This window comes from Brevibacterium ammoniilyticum (assembly GCF_038429965.1).
In the GTDB taxonomy this organism is placed as follows: Bacteria; Actinomycetota; Actinomycetes; order Actinomycetales; family Brevibacteriaceae; genus Brevibacterium; species Brevibacterium ammoniilyticum.
Genome location: NZ_BAABNP010000002.1, coordinates 104,115 through 124,857, shown reverse-complemented (window position 1 = coordinate 124,857; position 20,743 = coordinate 104,115). Strand labels below are relative to the sequence as shown.

16 protein-coding genes are annotated in these 20,743 nt (G+C 69.5%); 8 read left to right on the top strand and 8 right to left on the bottom strand.

Features of this window, described 5'->3' with window-relative positions; translation table 11 throughout:
* Positions 1–33 precede the first annotated feature (33 nt).
* Together AAHA49_RS02585 and AAHA49_RS02580 are read right to left on the bottom strand one after the other, a co-directional pair.
* On the bottom strand, positions 34–2,199 hold the full coding sequence (locus AAHA49_RS02585; RefSeq protein WP_342037103.1) for a hypothetical protein: 2,166 nt from the start codon (positions 2,197–2,199) through the stop codon (positions 34–36).
* On the bottom strand, positions 2,196–4,835 hold the full coding sequence (locus AAHA49_RS02580) for a hypothetical protein (protein ID WP_342037102.1): 2,640 nt from the start codon (positions 4,833–4,835) through the stop codon (positions 2,196–2,198). Before AAHA49_RS02580 ends, AAHA49_RS02585 begins: the two co-directional genes overlap by 4 nt.
* Before the next feature lie 272 nt (positions 4,836–5,107).
* Between AAHA49_RS02580 and rplM the strand changes: the two genes are divergently transcribed.
* The 3 genes from rplM to glmM all read left to right on the top strand — a co-directional run bounded on the left by rplM (position 5,108) and on the right by glmM (position 7,677).
* Complete coding sequence (gene rplM, locus AAHA49_RS02575; RefSeq protein ID WP_339392124.1) at positions 5,108–5,551, top strand: 50S ribosomal protein L13; 444 nt, start codon at positions 5,108–5,110, stop codon at positions 5,549–5,551.
* Positions 5,552–5,584: 33 nt separating this feature from the next.
* Complete coding sequence (gene rpsI / locus AAHA49_RS02570; RefSeq protein WP_339392125.1) at positions 5,585–6,088, top strand: 30S ribosomal protein S9; 504 nt, start codon at positions 5,585–5,587, stop codon at positions 6,086–6,088.
* A gap of 236 nt (positions 6,089–6,324) precedes the next feature.
* Positions 6,325–7,677 (top strand): phosphoglucosamine mutase, encoded by a 1,353-nt coding sequence (glmM, locus tag AAHA49_RS02565; RefSeq protein WP_342037101.1) that lies wholly within the window; start codon positions 6,325–6,327, stop codon positions 7,675–7,677.
* A 127-nt stretch (positions 7,678–7,804) separates the two neighbouring features.
* Here glmM and phnE read toward each other — a convergent pair whose 3' ends face one another.
* The 4 genes from phnE to AAHA49_RS02545 all read right to left on the bottom strand — a co-directional run bounded on the left by phnE (position 7,805) and on the right by AAHA49_RS02545 (position 11,685).
* Positions 7,805–8,662 carry a phosphonate ABC transporter, permease protein PhnE gene (gene phnE / locus AAHA49_RS02560; protein WP_342037100.1) on the bottom strand — a complete coding sequence of 286 codons (858 nt, stop codon included), beginning with the start codon at positions 8,660–8,662 and terminating at the stop codon, positions 7,805–7,807.
* Entirely contained in the window at positions 8,659–9,465 is an 807-nt protein-coding gene (locus tag AAHA49_RS02555) for a phosphonate ABC transporter ATP-binding protein (protein WP_342037099.1), read from the bottom strand. Before AAHA49_RS02555 ends, phnE begins: the two co-directional genes overlap by 4 nt.
* A complete protein-coding gene (locus AAHA49_RS02550; protein ID WP_342037098.1) occupies positions 9,465–10,370 on the bottom strand; it encodes a phosphate/phosphite/phosphonate ABC transporter substrate-binding protein in 906 nt (301 codons plus the stop codon). Before AAHA49_RS02550 ends, AAHA49_RS02555 begins: the two co-directional genes overlap by 1 nt.
* A 166-nt stretch (positions 10,371–10,536) precedes the next feature.
* Entirely contained in the window at positions 10,537–11,685 is a 1,149-nt protein-coding gene (locus AAHA49_RS02545; protein WP_342037097.1) for a TIGR03364 family FAD-dependent oxidoreductase, read from the bottom strand.
* A 165-nt stretch (positions 11,686–11,850) separates the two neighbouring features.
* Here AAHA49_RS02545 and AAHA49_RS02540 point away from each other — a divergent pair, with 165 nt between their 5' ends.
* Both AAHA49_RS02540 and AAHA49_RS02535 read left to right on the top strand, forming a co-directional pair.
* On the top strand, positions 11,851–12,627 hold the full coding sequence (locus tag AAHA49_RS02540) for a GntR family transcriptional regulator (RefSeq protein ID WP_342037096.1): 777 nt from the start codon (positions 11,851–11,853) through the stop codon (positions 12,625–12,627).
* A gap of 40 nt (positions 12,628–12,667) precedes the next feature.
* Complete coding sequence (locus AAHA49_RS02535; protein WP_342037095.1) at positions 12,668–13,357, top strand: phosphonatase-like hydrolase; 690 nt, start codon at positions 12,668–12,670, stop codon at positions 13,355–13,357.
* Positions 13,358–13,422: 65 nt separating this feature from the next.
* Here the strand turns inward: AAHA49_RS02535 and AAHA49_RS02530 are convergent, their stop codons facing one another.
* Both AAHA49_RS02530 and coaA read right to left on the bottom strand, forming a co-directional pair.
* On the bottom strand, positions 13,423–15,285 hold the full coding sequence (locus AAHA49_RS02530; protein ID WP_342037094.1) for an ABC transporter ATP-binding protein: 1,863 nt from the start codon (positions 15,283–15,285) through the stop codon (positions 13,423–13,425).
* A 294-nt stretch (positions 15,286–15,579) separates the two neighbouring features.
* Positions 15,580–16,617: a type I pantothenate kinase gene (gene coaA / locus AAHA49_RS02525; protein ID WP_339392134.1), complete on the bottom strand. Its 1,038-nt coding sequence runs from the start codon at positions 16,615–16,617 to the stop codon at positions 15,580–15,582.
* Between the two features lie 206 nt (positions 16,618–16,823).
* On the opposite strand from coaA, the gene glmS reads away from it, so the two are divergent.
* The 3 genes from glmS (at position 16,824) to AAHA49_RS02510 (ending at position 20,727) form a co-directional block, all read left to right on the top strand.
* Entirely contained in the window at positions 16,824–18,698 is a 1,875-nt protein-coding gene (gene glmS, locus AAHA49_RS02520; protein ID WP_342037093.1) for a glutamine--fructose-6-phosphate transaminase (isomerizing), read from the top strand.
* 124 nt (positions 18,699–18,822) lie between these two features.
* Positions 18,823–19,230 (top strand): holo-ACP synthase, encoded by a 408-nt coding sequence (locus AAHA49_RS02515; RefSeq protein WP_342037092.1) that lies wholly within the window; start codon positions 18,823–18,825, stop codon positions 19,228–19,230.
* A gap of 189 nt (positions 19,231–19,419) precedes the next feature.
* On the top strand, positions 19,420–20,727 hold the full coding sequence (locus AAHA49_RS02510; RefSeq protein ID WP_342037091.1) for a M20 metallopeptidase family protein: 1,308 nt from the start codon (positions 19,420–19,422) through the stop codon (positions 20,725–20,727).
* Positions 20,728–20,743 lie beyond the last annotated feature (16 nt).

Sequence of the window (20,743 nt, the reverse complement as noted above, 5' to 3'; positions counted from 1 at the left end):
CGCCCTCCGCACCTCGGCAAGGCGGACCCGACCTCACACCTCGGCGATGGTCTCGGTACTCGGCGGAGGGGAGGGGGTGGCCGTGGTCGGCGGGGCCGCCTCGGCGGGGGAGTCCGGAATCCTGAACGTCTCGAGGTGGGCGAGGACGGGGACGAGGAAGAGGATGCCGACGGCGGGGACGACGATGCCGGAGTCGTTGATGATCGTGCCCACGCCGAGGAGGATCGCGAGGCTGATCATGCCCGCGCGCAGCAGCGGGATGCGCGCGTAGAGGTCGACGAGGCCGCCCAGGGCGAAGCGCTGCGGCATGAGCGCGACCCAGAAGACGGCGATGATGATGAGCGGGAGGATCACTGTCATCCACGACTGGGTGAGGATGTCGATGTTCATGTCGATCTTGCGGGCGAGCACGCCGAGGGCCTCGCCGCTGATGAGCGAGTCGAAGAACCGCCCGAAGTGGGTGCGCTGGTCCGCGGGGCGCAGCCAGTCGAGGAAGAGGACGAGGAGCATGACGAAACCGGCGATGCCGACGGTGAGCCCGAGCCGTTTGAGGGAGAAGCGGATGCCCGCCGAGGCCAGCGCGAGGTAGGCGACGCCGATGATGAGGGTGGGCACCGACCCGAACTTCGTGCCCAGACCCGGTGCGGCGAGCAGCACACACGAGACGAGGACGGGGACGAGGACGATCGCGATGCGCACCAAGGGCCTCGTCGCCATCGAGGCGAAGCCGGCGACGGCGAGCAGCAGCGCACAGCAGTAGAGCGCGAGCGCGGAGTTGCCGATCCCGTAGAACCGGGAGGCGATGAGCAGAGGCTCGCCGAGCAGCGTCGACATCTGCAGCTGCGACCCGGTGATGACATCGTAGGCGAGGACGAGCACGGTGACGACGCTGACGAAGAGCACCGGACCCAACCGGTGCCTGCGCCACGGCCCGAGCAGCGCGAGCGCCCCGAGGACCAGGGCCCAGCCGACGAGCGCCCCGAGCATCGCGATGTCCGGGTTCGTCGCCCGCTCCCACGGCAGCACGTTGACGAGATACGTCGAGACCGGCAGGGCGGCGAAGACGATGCCGAGGCGGTAGGCCGTCGAGTGGACGAGTTCGGCGTTCCTGCGCCGCAGGAACCACGCGAGGGCGAGGAGCCCGGCCATGAGCGAGGCGACGACGGGGAAGAACCACGTCGAGATCTCCTTCTGCGTCTTCACCGCCACCTGCCGGTCGAGCACCGACTGGTAGCGCGACTCCCACGACCCTCCGGGATTCGATGACATCGGGGCCCCGGCGACGTTGCCCATCGGCTCCCCGCCGGAGAGCTGGACGAGTGTGGGCGCGATGTCGGGCACCTGGACGAGGCCGGGCTGCCTCGTCGACGAGGAGGTGAGGAGACCGGGATCCTCACCGGGCTTGAGCATCATCGTCGCCTGCATCGAGGAGCCGTCGTGCGTGCCGTCGGCGATCGAGGAGAAGATCACGGGGGTGGTACCCTCGCCGAGGCCGTCGGAGGCGTCCCCTGTCGCCCAGCCCGTTGCGGCGAGGATCGCACCGACCCGGCGGTCGAGGTCGCGCAGGGAATAGCCGTCGGCCTCGGTGTTGCCGAGGTCGACGATGGTGAGGTTCCCGGATTCCGACGCCGAGGCGGCCTGCGGTCCGATGTCGTCGCCGATCAGCGACCAGTCGTCGATGGCGCCGGTGGGGTCTGCGGCCGCGATCGCGGCCCCGGGTCCGAAAGCGGAGATCCGCGGCACCGCCTCGGCGAGCCCGCCGAGCGCGGCATCGTAGTTGTCACCGCGGGCGACCTGCGCGTAGACGTCCCAGTCGGCGACCCAGCCGTCGAGCGGGGGCTGGGGGACCCGGCACTGCCGGCGGGGTTCGTCGGCCGCGCGTCTGCCCGAGCCGACCGCGAGCCATCCGTCGACCGGGCAGCTGACCGACCGGACGCTGCGCGGGGTCATGGTCCCGATCTGCGCGGACTGCATCATCGCCCAGAGGTTCGGTGTCGTCTGCGGGTCGAGGTCTTCGAAGGTGAAGCCGGAGGTGCCGATGAGGATGGTGCCCCGTTCCGCGGGGGTCGGTGCGGTCTGGGCCGGTGGGGACTGAGCCGGTGCGGCTTGGGACGCCTGGGGGAGACCGACGACGAGCACGGCGACGGCGAGACAGAGCATGAAGGCGCGGACGAGCCGCGAATGCAGGAGCGCGCTCATCGTCTTGGCCGCCCGTTCGTGTCAGTGCCGTGCGTCACACTGGCGGCATCGAGGGTGGACCCGGCGGATCCACCAGGGCCGCAGTCGCCACTGACCGTGTCGCCACGGGCCGTGTCGTCGCGGGCGGTGTCGTTGCGATCGTCGCGGTCCTCGGCGCCGGTCTCCTCGAGGCGAGGGTCGGCGCACAAGGAGAGGAGGTAGGGAAGGAGGACCATCGCCCCGGTCGAGGGCACGGCGATGCCCGAGTCGGTGAGGATGAGCCCGACGGTGAGGCCGGTGACGGCGGCGAGGAACCCTGAGTGGAGGTCCTCGTCGGCGAAGAGAGCGGGCAGTCGGCCGCGCCAGTGCCCGAGGACGCGTGCGGTGCGGGTCCGGCCGCGGAAGCGCGGGAAGTGAAGGAGGTAGCGGAGGAAGACCAGGATCGCGATGATCGCGAGCGGTGTGACGATCGCAAGCGCCGGGTTGATCTGGATGATGTGGAGGTTCGCGCTGAGCTTGCGACCCACGACCTGGAGCGCCTCTCCTGTGACGAGCTGATCGAAGAAGTTGCCGAAGTGCGAGCGGCTGCCCGAGGGGCGCAGCCAGTCGAGGAAGGCGATGCCGATGAGCACGGCGAGGGACGCGATGCCGATGAGTCCGAGACGGACAATCGAGAGACGGATCCGGCTGACGAGTGAGAGGAGGACGAGGAGGCCGGCCAGCGTGGCGATGGTGCCGCCGAACTTCGCACCCCATGAGGGATTGCCCGAGACGAAGACTGCGAGGAGTCCGACGGCGGCAGGGACGAGGACCACCGCACGACGATGGCCGCTTGCCCGCAGGCGGGAGATGACGAGTCCGAGGAGGATGAAGAGACTGACGATGAAGATCGCCGCGCCCTGATTGCCCAGGCCGTAGAACCGCCCACCGACGATCGGGTTGTAGCCGAGCAGCGAGTTCGCCTGCAGCCGCGACCCGGTGGCGAGGTCGACGGCGATGACGACGACGGTCACCAGGCAGAGTGCTGCTACCCGGCCCCGCCACGTGCGACCCCACGGCGGCAGCAGGGCGATGACGAGCATCGCTGCCGCGCCGAGGAGCACGGACACGGTGAGTCCGAGCTCAGGAAGCGGGAATCGCGCCCACGGCAGGAGCCCGGCGAGGAACGCGCCCATCGGCACGGTCGCGAGCACGAGGCCGATCCACCCGAGCAGTCGATGGACCCCCATGCCGAGATCGGCCCGCCCGGAACCGGACCGTCCCCGGGAGAGACGCTGAGACACGAGGCGGGTGAGCCTCGGCGCCCACCGGTCGGCGAAGACCGCACTGAGCAGGAGCCCGCAGAGGACGAAGAGCACATAGAAGGCGATGTCGAGGGTGAGCGAGAACGTCGAGAGCTGCTCGTAGACCGTCTCGGCCTTCGTCGCCTCGGTCTCGAGGTCGAGGAGCCTGTCCTCGGCCGAGGCCGCCGACTCGTCGACGTCGAAGGCGATCCCGCTGGGGGACTCGATGCCGAGCAGTCCGAGGATCCCGGGTGCGAGATCGGTGAGCTGGAGGAGACCCGGGCTGCGCGTCGACGCCGAGGACACGGTGCCCGGAGCGAAACCGGGTCCGGCCCCGATGAACGCGCGCAGCCGCGGAGACCCGGAGCTGTCGCCGAGACCTGCGACGATGACCGTCGGGTCGTCGCCGGCGGTCTCGCTCAGCGCATCGAGTTTCGCACCGAGGCGGCGGTCCGCTTCGGCGACAGCGGTCTGCCGGTCGTAGTCGACGGGCACGGTGTAGGAGTAGTTGGGGATCGGATCGTAGAGCCACGAGCGGGACCCGATCGCCCCGAGATCGATGAGCGAGAGCCGACAGCCCGCGGCGATCGCGTCGTCGGTGTAGGTCTCCACGACCCCGTCGGCATCCGCGGCGGCATAGGCCGCACCGGGACCTTCGGCCGCCACGCACGCAGAAGCGTCCGACCCTGCCGGCGCGGCGTCGCGGACGAAGCGGGCGAGCATCCCGTAGTCGACGGTGTACCCGGTGCCCTCGTTCGGCTCCTTGACGGAGGCGAAATCGGGAATGCGGGCGCTCGCTTCACGACCGGTCGCCTCGGCGAGATCTTCGTCACCTGCCGACGCACTCGCTGCGGCATCGTCCGCCTCGGCTCCAGAGGCGGAGTCCGCGGCCTGCGCATCCGTCGTCGGGGCCATGAGGGCCGGGCAGCGGGCAGGATTGTCGACGTCGGGCTCATGCTGCGGACCCGCCTCGGCGCGGGCCCCGGAACCGAACGACAGCCAGCCGGAGGCCGGACAGGTCGCAGAACCGATCGTGCGGACGTTGAGGTTGGCCACCGCGCCGCGGGAGGCGAGGGCGAAGAGGTTCGGTGTGCGTTCGGGATCGATGTCGCCGATGGTCAGACCGGGTATGCCGATGACGACGGTGCGCTTCGACGTCCCCTCGCCCGCGACCTTCGCACCGGTTCCGTCGGTCGGCTGCGGTGACTGCTCGGTCGGCTGCGATGACTGCGCGGAGCCCGGGGTGCTCGGTGTCGACGCCGCCGCGGGAGCGGCTGTAGGGGAGACGAAGAGCGCCAGGAGCCCGACGACGATTCCCAGCACCAGGATTCGGGGAGCGGGAAGGCGAAAGGGCAGGAAGGAGTCAGGCGGCACAGGACAATGGTATCGGGTGCCGCATCTCACCCTGCTGGCATCGCCCTGGACGTTTGCTCCGCGGCCCGGCGGCCATGTATATTTGATTGTCGTTGTGTGCGCTCGTCGTCCTCCCTTGCATAGCCTCTTGCGTTGCAGGCCCGTAGGTGGGGAAGCGAACGACGGACGGACCCGATTGAAGACAGACAGCGCCTGAACGCATCAGCCTCACGACCCGATGAGTCAGCAGGCGCTGGACCCAGAGATACACAGATACGAAAAGAAGGCTACTTTTGCGTACGTACACCCCCAAGCCCGGCGATGTCGAGCGCCAGTGGCACGTCATCGACGCCACTGACGTTGTGCTCGGTCGTCTTGCCACCCAGGTTGCACGCCTGCTGCGCGGCAAGCACAAGACCACCTTCGCTCCGCACATCGATTCCGGTGACTTCGTCATCATCATCAACGCCGACAAGGTCGCGCTGACCGGTGCGAAGCTCGAGCAGAAGCGCGCTTACCACCACTCGGGTTACCCGGGCGGCCTCAAGAGCGTCAACTACGCCGAGCTCCTCGCCTCCAACCCCGAGCGCGCAGTCGAGAAGGCTGTCGCCGGTATGGTCCCGAAGACTCGTCTCGGACGTGCCCAGATGCGGAAACTCAAGGTCTACGCGGGTGGCGAGCACCCGCACGCCTCGCAGAACCCGCAGCCGTACGAACTCAGCCAGGTCGCGCAGTAAGCGCCCCTAGCTCTAGACCTACCGAGGAGAACCGTGGCTGACACCGCCAACGCGACCGAAGTCGAAGAACTGACCGAATACACCTCCGAGACCCCCGCAGAGGCCGGCCTGGGCGACCAGACCGCCGGTGGACGCGGACAGTCCCTCACCGCCCCCGGAAACGGAGTGGGCCGCCGCAAGCAGGCGATCGCCCGCGTCCGCCTCATCCCGGGCTCCGGCGAGTGGACCATCAACGGACGCACTCTCGAGGAGTACTTCCCGAACAAGCTGCACCAGCAGCTCGTCAACGAGCCCTTCCGCCTGCTCGACCTCGAAGGACGTTTCGACGTCGTCGTGCGCATCTCGGGTGGCGGACCCTCCGGACAGGCCGGCGCCGTCCGCCTGGGCATCGCTCGTTCGCTCAACCAGATCGACGCCGAGTCGAACCGCCCCGAACTGAAGAAGGCAGGCTTCCTGCGCCGCGACGCCCGCGTCAAGGAACGCAAGAAGGCCGGTCTCAAGAAGGCCCGCAAGGCCCCGCAGTTCTCGAAGCGCTGATCCGCTTCGACCGACCGCGCATGGTCTGCCACTGATGCGCGACCGGTTACGCAAGTGCGGCCCCGAACCCGTTCGCCCCCCCACTTCGTGCATTCACCGCCCGCAGCGCACCTCGCACCCATGACGCCTTCCCCGGACACGGGGGAGTGCACATCACCGGGACAGAGGGACAGCCGCCTCGGCGCGCCGATGACCATGCACTACGATCGAACAGAACTGTGAGAAAGGACCTGCCCATGGCACGACTCTTCGGAACCGACGGGGTGCGCGGCCTCGCCAACCGGGACATCACGGCGAAGCTGGCCCTCCAGCTCTCCGTCGCCGCCTCCCGAGTGCTCACTCAGACCTGGAACGGAGACCGACGCCCCTTCGCCGTCGTCGGCCGCGACACCCGCGTCTCCGGTGAGTTCCTCTCCGCCGCCACCAGCGCGGGGATCGCTTCGGCCGGAGTCGACGTCCTCGACGCCGGCATGCTCCCGACCCCGGGCATCGCCAGTGTCGTCCGCGACACCGGAGCCGCCTTCGGCGTCGTCATCTCCGCCTCCCACAACCCCATGCCCGACAACGGCATCAAGTTCTTCGCCGCCGGCGGCACGAAGCTCGACGACGCCGTCGAGGACGAGATCCTGGCGATCCTCGACCAGGAATGGGTCAGGCCCACCGGTGCAGACGTCGGACGGATCTCCCGCTACCCGGCCGCGGCCGATGAGTACACGGAGAAGCTCGTGCGCTCGATCGCCCCCGACGGGGTCAGGCCCCTGTCCGGGCTCAAGGTCGTCGTCGACTGCGCCCACGGTGCCGCATCGATCGTCGGACCCGCAGCCCTGCGTCAGGCCGGCGCCGAGGTGATCGTCTCCGCAGCCGAACCCGACGGATTCAACATCAACGACGGGGTCGGCTCGACCCACCTCGAACCGCTCCAGCGCCTCGTCGTCGAAACCCAGTCCGACCTCGGCGTGGCCTTCGACGGCGACGCCGACCGCTGCCTCGCCGTCGACTCCCTGGGCCGCGTCGTCAACGGCGACCAGCTCATGGGCATCCTCGCGATCGGGCTCAAGGAGCTCGGCGTCCTGGCTGGCAACACCCTGGTGACCACCGTGATGTCGAACCTCGGGCTGCGCCTGGCCATGGACCGCTACGACATCGCGACCGTGCAGACGGCCGTGGGCGACCGGTACGTGCTCGAGAAGATGCTCGCCGACGGTTACTCCCTCGGCGGCGAGCAGTCCGGTCACCTCCTCATGCTCGACCACGGCACAACCGGCGACGGCGTGCAGACGGCCCTGCACCTGATGAAGCGGATGGCCGACGCCAAGCGCACCCTGGCCGACCTCGCCGCAGAGATCCCGCAGCTCCCGCAGGCGCTCGTCAACGTCAAGGGCGTCGACAAGCACCGCGTCGACCACCCCCATGTCGCCGCCGAGGTGGCCGCCGTCGAATCCGAACTCGACGGCACCGGCCGGGTCCTCCTCCGCGCCTCAGGGACCGAGCCGCTCATCCGCGTCATGGTCGAAGCCGAGACCGAGGAGATCTCCCGCGCGCAGGCCGAGCGCCTCGCCGCCGTCGTCAAGGAGCACCTCGCGCTCTGAGGCACGCACTCTGAGACTCCGGTGAACCGCTTCGGCGGGGACGCAGACGGACAATGCAGGCCCGGGACGAATGATCGTCCCGGGCCTGCGTCGTGCCTGCACCGCGCACGCGGTCAGGTGCCGAAGCTCAGAGCGCGAGCTTCTTGCGCACCCCGGCGGAGAAGAGGTCGACGGCGATGATGAGCACGAGCACGATGAGGATGTACGTGAGCATCGAGTCGAACTGGAAGGACTTGATCGACTGGTTGATGAGCAGGCCGATGCCGCCGGCACCGACGAGCCCGAGCACCAGGGACGAGCGCACGTTGACGTCGAAGCGGTAGAGCAGGAGCCCGAAGAGCTGGGGGACGACCTGCGGGAACGTCGCGTTCGCGACGATCTGCGCCCGCTTCGCGCCGGCCGTGGTCAGCGCCTCCGAGGGGCCCGGGTCGATCTCCTCGATCGCCTCCGACCACAGCTTGCCCATGACGCCGGTGTTGTGGAAGATCAGCGCGAGCACGCCGGGGAAGGGTCCGAGGCCGACAGCGGTGACGAAGACGAGGGCGAAGACGATGTCGGGGACCGCGCGGAGGAAGGACATGATCGCGCGGGCGACCTGGTAGACGACCGGGTGCGGTGAGGTCGTGCGCGAACCGAGGACGGCCAGCAGCGCCGAGGTGGGGATCGACAGCGTGGTCCCGAGCAGTCCGATCCACAGGGTGATGCCGGTGGCCTGGATGCCCGGCCACACCGTCTCGGTCCAGTCGAGGTTGGGTGGGAACGCCTCGGCGAGGAAGTTCGCCATCCCCTGCCGGCCGTCGACGAGCGTGACGAGGGAGAAGTCCGTCTCCCGCAGGGCGACGACGTGGAGGAGGACGATGACGACGATCGCCGTCGCCAGCTGCCAGCCGCCGAAACGGCGGATCGGCGGCTGGAGCGCCGGCTGCGTGTTCGTCAGCGGCACGGTGCGCAGAGTGGTGCCGCGCGTGTCGGGAATCGTCTTCACTTGCTCTCCGAATTCGTCATGGGGGTGTAGAGGCCGGTGATCTCCTCAGGCGGCACTTCGCTCGCGCGCCCGCGGAGGACGATCTCACCCGAGCGCAGGCCGATGACGGTGTCGGCGAACTCGCGGGCGAGGTCCGGCTGGTGGAGGACCGCGGCGACCGCGAGGCCCTCATCGTGGGCGAGGTCGCGCAGCAGGCCCATGACCGTGCGTGCTGCCTCGGGGTCGAGGGCGGCGACGGGTTCGTCGGCGAGCAGGACTTCCGCACCCTGGCACAGGGCGCGGGCGATCGCGACCCGCTGCTGCTGTCCGCCCGAGAGCGTGCCCGCCCGCAGTGTGGCCTTCTCTGCCAGGCCGACCCGGTCGAGGGCGACCATCGCCTCCCGGCGGATCGCCGCCGGATAGAACCACGGGTGCAGCGAGGACGCCACCGGCATGCGGGAGAGCGCACCGGCACAGACGTTGTCGAGCACCGAACGGCGGGCGACGAGGTGGATCTTCTGGAACACCATCGCCGGACGCCCGTGCTCCCCGCCGATCTCGATCTGCCCGCCCTGATGCGGGGTGAGACCGGCGACGGCACGCAGCGTCGTCGACTTGCCCGAGCCGTTCGCACCGAGGAAGGCGAGCAGCTCGCCGGGAGCGACGGAGAAGCTGACGTCGTCGAGCACGGTCGTCGACCCGTACGCCACGGCGAGGCCGGAGACCTGCAGCAGCGGGGCCGCGGCAGCCTCGGACGCCGAGGCGGGCCCGGCGGTCGTCGCCGAGCCAGGGGCCGCCTCGGCGGGGGTGGTCTTCGCTGCCATCAGACGTCCTCTTCGGTGAGGTTCATCGTCTTCGCGAGGTCGAAGAGCGGCTGGTAGGTGGACTTGTCGACCTCGATGAGCTGTCCGGCGGGTTCGACGCCGAGGTAGCCTGCGACCTCGGCGATGTCGTCGGCCGGGAGGTTGAGCAGGGCGTCCTTGACGGCCTTCTTGAACTCGGGGTCGGCCGAGGCGGCGACGGTGATCGGGTCGTTCGGGATGGGCTCGGACTTCCAGATCTGGCGGAAGTCCTCCTGCTTGAACGTGCCCTCCTTGATCGCGGTGCCCATCGTCTGGGAGTTGATCTGGGCGGCGTCGACGGTCTTGTTGGTCAGGGCGAGGAGCGCCTCCGGGTGGCCGCCGGCGTAGTTGAGGTTGAGCTCGGATTCCTTGATCCCGGCCTGGGCGAGGGCGTAGCGGGGCAGGGCGTCGCCCGAGGTGGAGCCGACGCTGCCGAGCGCGAGGTCCTTGCCGCGCAGATCCTCGAGGCTCTGGATGTCGGAGTCCTTGGGCACCCAGATGCCGCCGGTGTAGGAGCTCAGCTCGCCCTCGGCGGTGCCGAAGGAGGCCAGCGGCTCGGCGCCGGCACGCTCGGAGGCGAAGACGTAGCCGAGGGGACCGAACTGGCCGATGTCGAGCTTGCCGTTCTGCATCGCGAGCACCTCGGCGGAGTAGTCCTCGAGGACCTGGACCTCGACGGGGCAGTCGAGCGACGTCGACAGCGATTCGGCGACGGCCTTGTAGGCGGGTTCGAGCTTCTTCGGGTCCTCGAAGGGTTCGATGCCGAAGGTGATCTGGCCGTTGGGGCAGGTGGCGGATTCGGCCTGCGCGGAGGTCGAGCAGCCGGAGAGGACGACGGGGGCGAGGATGACGGCGGCGGAGGCGAGGGCGATGTGGACGCGCTTCATGATGTTCCTTCGTGGTGTGAGTGGATCTGGTGAGTGTGTGAGCGTGGATCTGGTGTGCGGTCGTGGACGGTGGCGGTCAGGCGGATCTGGTGAACGGTCTGGAGGTCTGTGGTCGGGCGGGTCCGACCCGGTCGGGCAGGTCCGACCCGGTCAGGTGGCCAGGCGCTCAGGCGGTCAGGCGCAGCGATGGGCGGATGTCGGCGAGCGTGCGCTCGGCGAGTCCGAAGGCGATGGTCATGCCGATGCCCGTGGCCACGGTGGCCACGGTCGTGCGCTCGTCGACGGTCTCGACGAGCAGCGGACGTTTCGGGCTCGAGGCGTAGATGCCCTGCCAGCGCTGCCGGATCGAGAACCCGGTGGGCTGGTCGAGGACGGCTGCCGCCTCGGCGAGGAGGACCTCCGTCGTCGACTCCGGAATGAACGGGTCGACGCTGCGGCCGTACTCGTGGGAGTCGCCGATGATGATCGTTCCGTCCGGGCGGGGCCCGAACATGACGTTGGCGCCGACGGCGATGAGCTCGGGGGCGCTGCGGGCGACCTCGTCGCGGACCGCCTCGGCGGCGGGCATCGACGCGAACGCGTCGTAGCGCAGCAGGGAGGTGCGGGAGAGGACCGCGGCCTCGGTGCGGATGTGCTCTGGGGTCGCGGCCAGCGTCATCGACAGCGCGCATTCGACGAGCTCGGCCTCGGCGGCGAGCTCCGGGAAGAGCGCGGGCAGTTCGTGGCCGGTGCACACGATGACGTGATCGGCGGTGAACGCGCCCACCGAGGTCTCGACGGTTCCCTCGCCCACCCGGGTGACGCGGACTCCGGTGCGCAGGTCGACCGCCGAGGTGGCGGCCAGGGTCTGCGCGAGCCGCGGTGCCGCGGTGCGGGGGTCGACCCGGAGGTCCGCGGTCAGGTGGGCGCCTCCCACGGCGCCGCGCAGGCGGGCGTGGGGGTCGCCGGTGACGGCCGCACCGAGGCGATCGGGCGTGAGCAGGTCGATCGCGGCCGCGCCCTTCGCAGCCCGCGCCTGTTCGAGGATCGCCATCTGCGCCTGCGATGAGGCGACGACGAAAGCGCCGGTCGGCGCGGCCCAGAAGTCGGCTTCTGCGGCGGCGTCGAGCCAGTGCTGGCGCCCGGTCGCGGCGAGCTCGGCGAACTCGTCGGTCTGACCGGTGATGCAGGCGTGGCCGAAGTTGCGCACCGAGGCCCCGCGCGGGGCCTGGTCGGCTTCGAGGATCGTCACGCTCAGGCCCCGGCGGGCGGCGGCCCGAGCGTGGGCGAGGCCGATGATTCCGGCCCCGACGACGATGATGTCAGAATGGGTCATGCTTCGAGACTGCCGTGTCCGGGAGGCCGGAGACAAGCGGATTCGGGGCATGTATATATAAGTTGGCGAGCCGTTCATCTCCCAGCATCGAGCTGGGGTGTCTGTTCATCCGGCGTTCAATCGCGGAGGCTGGAAAGCCGCGACAGGTGGGTTAGGGTCGAACCTATGATGACAAGTTCACGTTCACCTCTCGAGCCGCGTGCGGCCCTCCACCGGGTCATCGGCGACGAGCTGCGGGCGCGGATCACCGACGGGCGCCTGCCCATCGGGGCGGCGCTGCCGAGCGAAGCCGAGCTGTGCCGCGAGTTCTCCGTGTCCCGGGGCCCCGTGCGCCAGGCGCTCGCCGCCCTGCGGGCCGAGGGCATCATCGCCGGCGGCCAGGGCGCGGTGGCGCATGTCGTCGGCTCCGTGCCGACGCAGTCGATGACGAGTTTCCTCTCCTTCTCCGAGTGGGCGCAGTCGACGCAGCGCAGGCCTGGTCAGCGGACGGTCGAACTCGCCAAGCGCGCGGCCACCGAGGATGTCGCGGCGGCGCTGTCCGTTCCGGTCGGTGAGCTCGTCGTCGAGATCATCCGGGTCCGCCTCCTCGACGAGGTGCCGGTCATGGTCGAGCGCACGAGCTTCACACTCGAGGCGGGCCGTCATCTCTTCGACTTCGACACCGACAGCGGGTCGATCTTCGCCCACCTCAAGGGCAACGGCGTCGAACTCGTCGCCGCCCGCCACACCTTCGACGCCGTCGCAGCCGAGGGCATCGACGCCGAGATGCTCGACGTGCCCTCCGGCTCGCCGCTGCTGCGGGAGCGGCGGATCACCTCGACCGGCGCCGGGGTGCCCGTCGAATACTCCGACGACCGGTACGTGCCCGGGCAGGTGACGTTCACGATCAACAACACCGCCGCCTCGGGCAGCTCCGTCGTCCGCCTCGTCCCCGACCAGTGACCAATTCGCTTTCGCTTCCACCCCTTTGAAGGAGACCACTATGACCATGATCGAACTCGCCGTCTTCGATATGGCCGGCACCACCCTCGAGGAGCACGGTGACGTCTACCGGGCTCTGCGTCAGAGCGTCGAGGAGACCGGCACCGAGGTGACCGAGGAGAACCTGCAGACCTGGATGGGCACCGACAAGGTCGAGGCGATCCGCAACCTGCTCCGCCTCGGAGGGCACACGGGCGACGAGGCGACGGTTGCGGCGTGCTTCGACCGGTTCCGCGCCCTCCTCGGCGAGTTCTACGCGGCAACCCCGCCCGAACCGCTGCCTGGCGTTCCCGAGGCGCTCGCGGCCCTGCGCGCGAACGGGGTCAAGGTGGCTCTGACCACCGGATTCTCGACCGATGTCGCAGGCCCCCTGCTCGAGGGTCTGGGCTGGGCGACGGGGGAGGACGGCAACCTCGACGCCGTCGTCTGCTCCGACGAGGTGGCCGCGGGCCGGCCGTACCCGTACATGATCCAGCGGGCGATGGAGCGGACCGGGACGAAGGACGTCCGCACGGTGCTCGTCGCCGGTGACACCGTCGTCGACGTTGAAGCGGGATCCGCGTCAGGGGCCGGCGTCGTCCTCGGCGTCGAGACCGGCAAGCTCACTGCCGCAGACTTCTCAGCCCTCGACGGAGCGAAGTCACTGCCCTCGGTCGCCGAGATCCCGGCCTTCCTCGGCCTCGGAGCCTGAGCGCAGCCATACCAGTCGTCCACGCTCCATCCACGCGCACCAGGCAGGGTGCGCCCCGGCCCGCCTCAGCTGTCGGAGAACTGTGTCGCGTAGAGCTCGGCGTACCGGCCGCCGCGGGCGATGAGCTCACTGTGCGAGCCGGATTCGACGATGCGCCCGGCTTCGACGACGAGGATCGTATCGGCCTGCCGGATCGTCGAGAGCCGGTGGGCGATGACGAGCGCCGTGCGCCCGGCCATCGCATGGGCGAGCGCCTGCTGCACGGCCGCCTCGTTCGTCGAATCCAGCGCCGAGGTGGCCTCGTCGAGGACGACGATGTCCGGTGCGGCCAGCAGCATCCTGGCGATCGTCAGCCGTTGGCGCTCACCGCCGGAGAGGCGGTAGCCGCGCTCGCCGACGACGGTGTCGAGACCGTCGGGCAGGGCCGAGATGACGGAGTGCAGCTGAGCGCGGTCGAGTGCGTCGGCGAGCTCCTCCTCGGTGGCATCAGGCTTCGCGAGCAGCAGGTTCGAGCGGATCGACTCGTGGAAGACGTGCCCGTCCTGCGTGACGACGCCGACGGTGCGCCGCAGCGTCTCGGCGGAGAGTTCGCGGACGTCGACCCCGCCGATCGTGATCGCGCCCTTGGTGACGTCGTAGAGCCGGGGCAGCAGCGAGGCGATCGTCGACTTGCCCGCACCCGAGGACCCGACAAGCGCCACGGTGTGCCCGGCCGGGATGGTGAAGCTGAGGTCGTGGAGGACCTCCTGACCGCCGCGGGCGTCGAGGACGGAGACGTCCTCGAGACTTGCGAGACTGACCTGTTCGGCGCTCGGGTAGGCGAAGCTCACGTGGTCGAATTCGATGCCGAGTCCGCCCTCCGGCAGCTCCTTGGGCTCCGTCGGCTGCTTGATGAACGGGACGAGGTCGAGGATCTCGAAGACCCGCTGGAAGCTCACGACCGCGCTCATGATGTCCAGGCGCGCATTCGCAAGCATCGTCAGAGGCGTGTAGAGGCGGGTGAGGAGAAGCGCGAGGGTGACGACCTGACCGGCGTTGAGGTGGCCGAGGACCGCCTGCGCGCCACCGATGCCGTAGACGAGGGCGAGAGCGAGCGCGGAGACGAGGGTGAGAGAGGCGACGAACGTCGACTGGAGCATCGCGACCTTGACGCCGATGTCGCGGACCTGACCGGCACGGTCGGCGAACTCGCGGTTCTCCGTGGACGGATCGCCGAAGAGCTTGATGAGCGTGGCACCGCCGGCGGAGAAGCGCTCTGTCATCCGCGTCGACATGTCCGCGCTGTTCTCCGCGGCCTCGAACTGGAGGGACGCGAGCCTGCCGCTGAGCATCCGCGTGGGGATGATGAACAGCGGCAGGAGGAGGAACGACAGGGCGGTGACCTGCCACGAGATCGTCACCATGACGCCGACGGTGAGAGCCAGCGAGACGATGTTCGACACGATGCCCGAGAGCGTGTTCGAGAACGCGCGCTGGGCGCCGATGACATCGGTGTTGAGCCGGGAGACGAGCGCTCCGGTGCGGGTGCGGCTGAAGAAGGCGATCGGCATCGACTGCACATGCTCGTACACGGCGGTGCGCAGGTCGAAGATCAGCCCCTCGCCGATCTGCGAGGACAGGTACCGGTTCGAGATGCTGATCGCGGCGTCGGCGATCGCGAGCGCGCCGATCGCCACAGCGATCCAGACGACGGTGGCGACGGGCCCGCCGCCGGTGATCGCATTGACGACGTCGCCGGCGAGCACCGGGTTGAGCACGCCGATGACCGCGGAGCCGACGGAGAGGGTGAGGAAGACCGCGAGCTTCCTCTTGTGCCGCTTCGCGAACCCGACGATCCGCCGGTAGGTTCCCGGCTGGATCTTCGTCTCCGGGGTGCGCTTGCTCTTCACCGAGGTGTACATCACCCGATGCGCTGAATTCAGACTCATCCTCGCCTCATCTCCTCGTGTCGCCCGGCGCGCCGCAACGCTGCGACCCGGGCGATGGCGCATCGCCTCCTCGGGCATCCGAACGGTGGGGCGTTCGAATCGTGCACCCTGTGCAACTGCACTCGCGCGCGTAATATTTCCCCGTGCAGTTCGCTTCCCGCGAACCTGTCGTCATCCCTCGCCGAGGCGGCTCCGCAGTCCCAGCGTCACCGAAGACCCAGCCCGGCCGGCTCGAGCGGACGTGCCCGGCCCCGGGCGGCCGGCCCAGCGCTCCTCCGCAGGCCGCGCGTGCCCTCAGAGCTTGCGCAGCTGGATCTTGCGGATCGTGTGGTCGGCGGACTTGTGGAGGACGAGGTCGGCGCGCCCGCGGCTGGGCAGGACGTTCTCCCGCAGATTGGGGAAGTTGATCGAGTCCCAGATCTCCGTGGCCAGGGTGACCGCCTCGTCGTCGCTGAGCTTCGAGTACCGGTGGAAGTACGAGTCCGGGTCCTGGAACGCACCGTGCTTGAGTTTGAGGAACCGCGAGACGTACCACTCGCGGATGTCCCGGGACCGGGCGTCGACGTAGACGGAGAAGTCGAAGTAGTCGCTCGTCGAGAGCCCGACCGTGCCGTCCGAGCGGGGCCTGGCCGGCTGGAGGACGTTGAGCCCTTCGACGATGAGGACGTCGGGGGAGCGGACGACCACCTCGGCGCCGGGGACGATGTCGTACGTGTGATGGGAGTACACGGGGGCCCTGACCTCGGGCGCGCCGGACTTCACGGCGGAGAGGAAGCGCAGCAGCCGGCGACGGTCGTAGGACTCGGGGAAGCCCTTGCGGCCGCCGAGGTGACGGCGCTCGAGCTCGGCATTGGGGTAGAGGAACCCGTCGGTGGTGATGAGTTCGACGCGCGGGGTGTCGGGCCAGCGGGCGAGCAGCTCACGCAGCACACGCGCCGTCGTCGACTTGCCCACGGCCACGGAGCCGGCGACGCCGATGACGAACGGTGTGCGCTTGGCGTCCTGCGGCTCGAGCCCCTGATCGTGGAGGGGAGAGAAGAACTCGCGCGTCATCTGGTGCTTCGCCTGCCGGGCGGAGACGTAGAGGTTGAGCAGGCGGGAGAGCGGCAGGTAGACCTGGGCCACCTCGTCGAGGTCGATGCGATCGCCGAGGCCGCGCAGCCGTTCGATGTCCCGCTGCGTCAGCGGCAGCGGCGTCGACTGCGCGAGCGTGCCCCACACGTCCCGGTCGAACTCCCAGAACGGCGAACTCGGCTGGTCGTCGAGTCTCCGGGCAGTGTTGAGTCCGGCGAGGCGGCGCGCACGGTCAAGCTGTGGGTCGACATGAGGCATGGGGACAATTGTGTCATGCGTCATCGGTCCGTCATCCCGCAGTCAGGTGCCAGCGCAGGTGCCCGCTCAGGTGCCCGCGCTCACATGCCTGCGGTGCCCGAGCAGGTGCCCGCGCTCACACCCGGTCAGTGGGGTCCGTCACGACGGGATCGAACCTGGGTACCCGCCTCCAACCGGGCTTGACTCGGCCCAGTAAAATTCCTCTCATGTGTGGAATCGTAGGTTATGTCTCCAGTGCGCCGGTCGCCGATGTCGACCATACTGCGCTCGACGTTGTGCTCGCCGGTCTCAAACGGCTCGAATACCGAGGATATGACTCCGCTGGAGTCGCCCTCGTCACCCCGGACGGCGAACTCGCCACCGCGAAGAAGGCAGGCAAGCTCTCCAACCTGACCGACGACCTCGAAGCGAACGCGCTGCCGCTCGCGCAGACGGGCATCGGTCACACCCGCTGGGCGACCCACGGCGGTCCGACCGACGTCAACGCCCACCCCCACCTCGGCGACGGTGGACGCCTCGCGCTCATCCACAACGGCATCATCGAGAACTTCGCGCAGCTCAAGGCCCCGCTCGTCGCCGAGGGCTTCGAGTTCACCTCGGAGACCGACACCGAGGTCGCGGCCGCGCAGCTGGCGAAGAACTACCGCGCCACCGGCGACCTCACGGCCGCGATGCGCGAGACCGCCGCCCAGCTCGAAGGCGCCTTCACGCTGCTGGCCGTGCACGCGGACCTGCCCGGCACCGTCGTCGCCGCACGGCGCAACTCGCCGCTGGTCATCGGCCTCGGCGAGGGGGAGAACTTCCTCGGCTCCGACGTCGCCGCGTTCATCGACTACACGCGCACGGCCGTCGAGATCGGCCAGGACGAAGTCGTCACCATCACCCCCGACTCGGTCGTCATCACCGACCTCGCCGGCAAGGTCGTGCCCAGTGAGCAGTTCGAGGTCGACTGGGACACCGCCTCGGCGGAGAAGGGCGGATTCTCTTCGTTCATGGACAAGGAGATCCACGATCAGCCGCAGGCCGTCGGCGACACCCTGCTGGGCCGCTTCGACACCGAGGGCAAGCTCAGCCTCGATGAGATGCACATCGACGAGAACGTGCTCAAGTCCATCGACAAGATCGTCGTCGTCGCGTGCGGCACCGCCGCCTACGCCGGTCAGGTCGCGAAGTACGCGATCGAGCACTGGTGCCGGATCCCCGTCGAGGTCGAACTCGCCCACGAATTCCGCTACCGCGACCCCGTGGTCAACGAGAAGACCCTCATCGTCGCGATCTCCCAGTCGGGGGAGACGATGGACACGATCATGGCCGTGCGCCACGCCCGCCAGCAGGGCGCGAAGGTCATCGCGATCTGCAACACCTTCGGCTCGACGATCCCGCGCGAATCCGATGCCGTGCTCTACACGCACGCGGGACCGGAGATCGCCGTGGCCTCGACGAAGGCGTTCCTCTCCCAGGTCGTCGCCTGCTACCTGCTCGGCCTCTACCTCGCGCAGCTGCGCGGGAACAAGTTCCGCGACGAAATCGCCCTCATCCTCAAGGACCTCCAGACGATCCCGGAGAAGATCCAGCGGATCCTCGACGAGGGCAAGGACCAGGTGCTCGGCCTCGCCCGTCGCAACGAGGACGTCGGCTCGGTGCTCTTCCTCGGCCGTCACGTCGGCTACCCGGTCGCGATGGAGGGCGCGCTCAAGCTCAAGGAGCTCGCCTACATCCACGCCGAGGGCTTCGCCGCGGGCGAGCTCAAGCACGGTCCGATCGCGCTCATCGACGACGGCCAGCTCGTCATCATCGTCGTGCCCTCGAAGCGCGGACGCGATTCGCTCCACGCCAAGGTGATCTCGAACATTCAGGAGGTCCGGGCGCGCGGTGCGAACACCGTCGTCATCGCCGAGGAGGGAGACGAGGACGTGCGCGAGTTCGCCTCCGAGGTCATCTACGTCCCCGAGACCTCGACGCTGCTCGCGCCGCTGCTCACCACGGTCCCGCTGCAGATCTTCGCGATGGAGCTTGCGACGGCCAAGGGCCTCGACGTCGACCAGCCCCGCAACCTCGCGAAGTCCGTCACCGTCGAGTGATCCCTCCGGTGCTCCCGGTGCGCGGCATCGGGGGCACCGGCCCGGCAGGTCAGCGAGTCGCGGCGGCAGGTCGCCGACGGCCGCAGAGTCTCGTGGTTCCACACAGCGTCAGAGGAGGCGCAGCATGGCCATTCTGGGAATCGGCACCGACATCGCCGACGTTCCGCGCTTCGCCGAGCACATCGAGCGTGTGCCCGAACTCCTCGACCGCCTGCTCACCCCGGCCGAGCAGCTCAAACGCAACGGCAAGCGCCGCACGGACGCGTCCCTGGCCGCCCGGTTCTCCGCCAAGGAGGCCCTGAAGAAGGCGATCGGCTTCCCCGGATGGCTGCCCTGGCAGTCCGCCGAGGTGGTTCCCGCCCGCTCCGGCGCCCCGTCGTTCCGTCTGCGCGGGCTCGTGCTCGAGCACTTCCGGGCCATCGGCGGCACGAACCTCCACCTCTCGATCACCCACGATGCCGACGTCACGGTAACGTTCGTCATCGCCGAGGGGGAGGGCCCCTCGCTCAGCCCCGGTATCGACTGGGACTGAGCCGCTGGGGCTGCGGGCGCGCGGCCTGCACGCCCCGCGCACGCGCGACCCAAGCCGCGCGACCGCGCCCCACGCGAATCCTGGACGCTCGGTGTCGAAACCGCGGCCCAGAATCGTCACCCAGCGTCCGGGAAACGCCATTGACGACGTCGAGAAACGATGCAGGGCGCGGAGGCATAGACTCAGCTCATGAGCACTCCTGACGCGGCGCCATCGTCCCTCGCTTCCTCCGCCGAGGCTGTGGCGTCCCTCGCTTCCTCCGCCGAGGTTCTCGCTTCCCTTCCCACTTCCGCCGAGGCGGCCGCGCTCGCCGGCGACCTCGCCGCCCTGCGCCGTGTCCTCCACGCCAACCCCGAGGTGGGCCTCGAGCTGCCGGCGACCCAGCAGCTTGTCAAGGACGCGATCGCGGGTCTCGACGTCGAGATCACCGAGGGCACGGCGCTGTCGTCCCTCGTCGTCGTCCTCCGCGGCGGCAGTCGCCGGGAGGACTCCACCGGCGTGGTCCCCGCCGTGCTGCTGCGCGGGGACATGGACGCCCTGCCCGTGACCGAGGCGACCGGCTTCGACTTCGCCGCGACGAACGGGAACATGCACGCGTGCGGCCACGACCTCCACACCGCGGGCCTCGTCGGGGCCCTGCGCCTCCTCCACGACCGGCGGGCAGAGCTCCCCGGGGACGTCGTCTTCATGTTCCAGCCCGGTGAGGAGGGCTACGACGGGGCCGGGAAGATGCTCGACGAGGGCGTCCTCGATGCCGCGGGGCCTCGGGTCAAGGCCGCCTACGGCGTTCACGTGTCCGCTGATCAGGACCTCGGCGTCGGGTCGTCGCGGCGCGGTTCGTACATGGCGGCGTTCGCGAAGATGACGATCACCGTCCACGGCAAGGGCACGCACGCCTCCCGGCCGGCCACCGGCAGAGACCCCATCCAGGTCGGGGCGATGCTCGTCGGCCAGCTCCAGGAGTACGTCACCCGCCGCTTCGACATCTTCGACCCCATCGTCGTCACCGTCGGCCAGTTCACCGCGGGCACCGCCCCCAACGTCATCCCCGACCTCGCGACCCTCGTCGTCGGCGTCCGCACGTTCTCCGAGACCGCGACGACCCGCGCCGAGGCGGAGCTGCCACAGCTCGTCAGCGGGCTCGTCGCCGCCCACGGTCTCGAGGCCGAGGTCGACTATGAGCGGATCCTGCCCCCGACGATCAACGACGACGCCGAGGCGGACTTCTTCCTCGAGACCTTCGCCGACCTCTTCGGCGACGAGCGCACCGTGGTCCGCCGTGACCCGCTGCCGGGGTCAGAGGACTTCTCCCGTGTCCTCGCCGAGGTGCCCGGGGCGTACGGCCACTTCGGTGTGGCCCTGCCCACCCTGCCCGTCGAGGAGCGCGAGGCCAACCACTCTCCGCGCGCCCGACACAGCGACGCGGGACTGCCCGACCATGCCCTCTTCCTCGCCCACCTCGCCGGTCGCAGGCTCCACCAGCTCGCCCGGGAGTGAGGTCGCAGCGCCGACC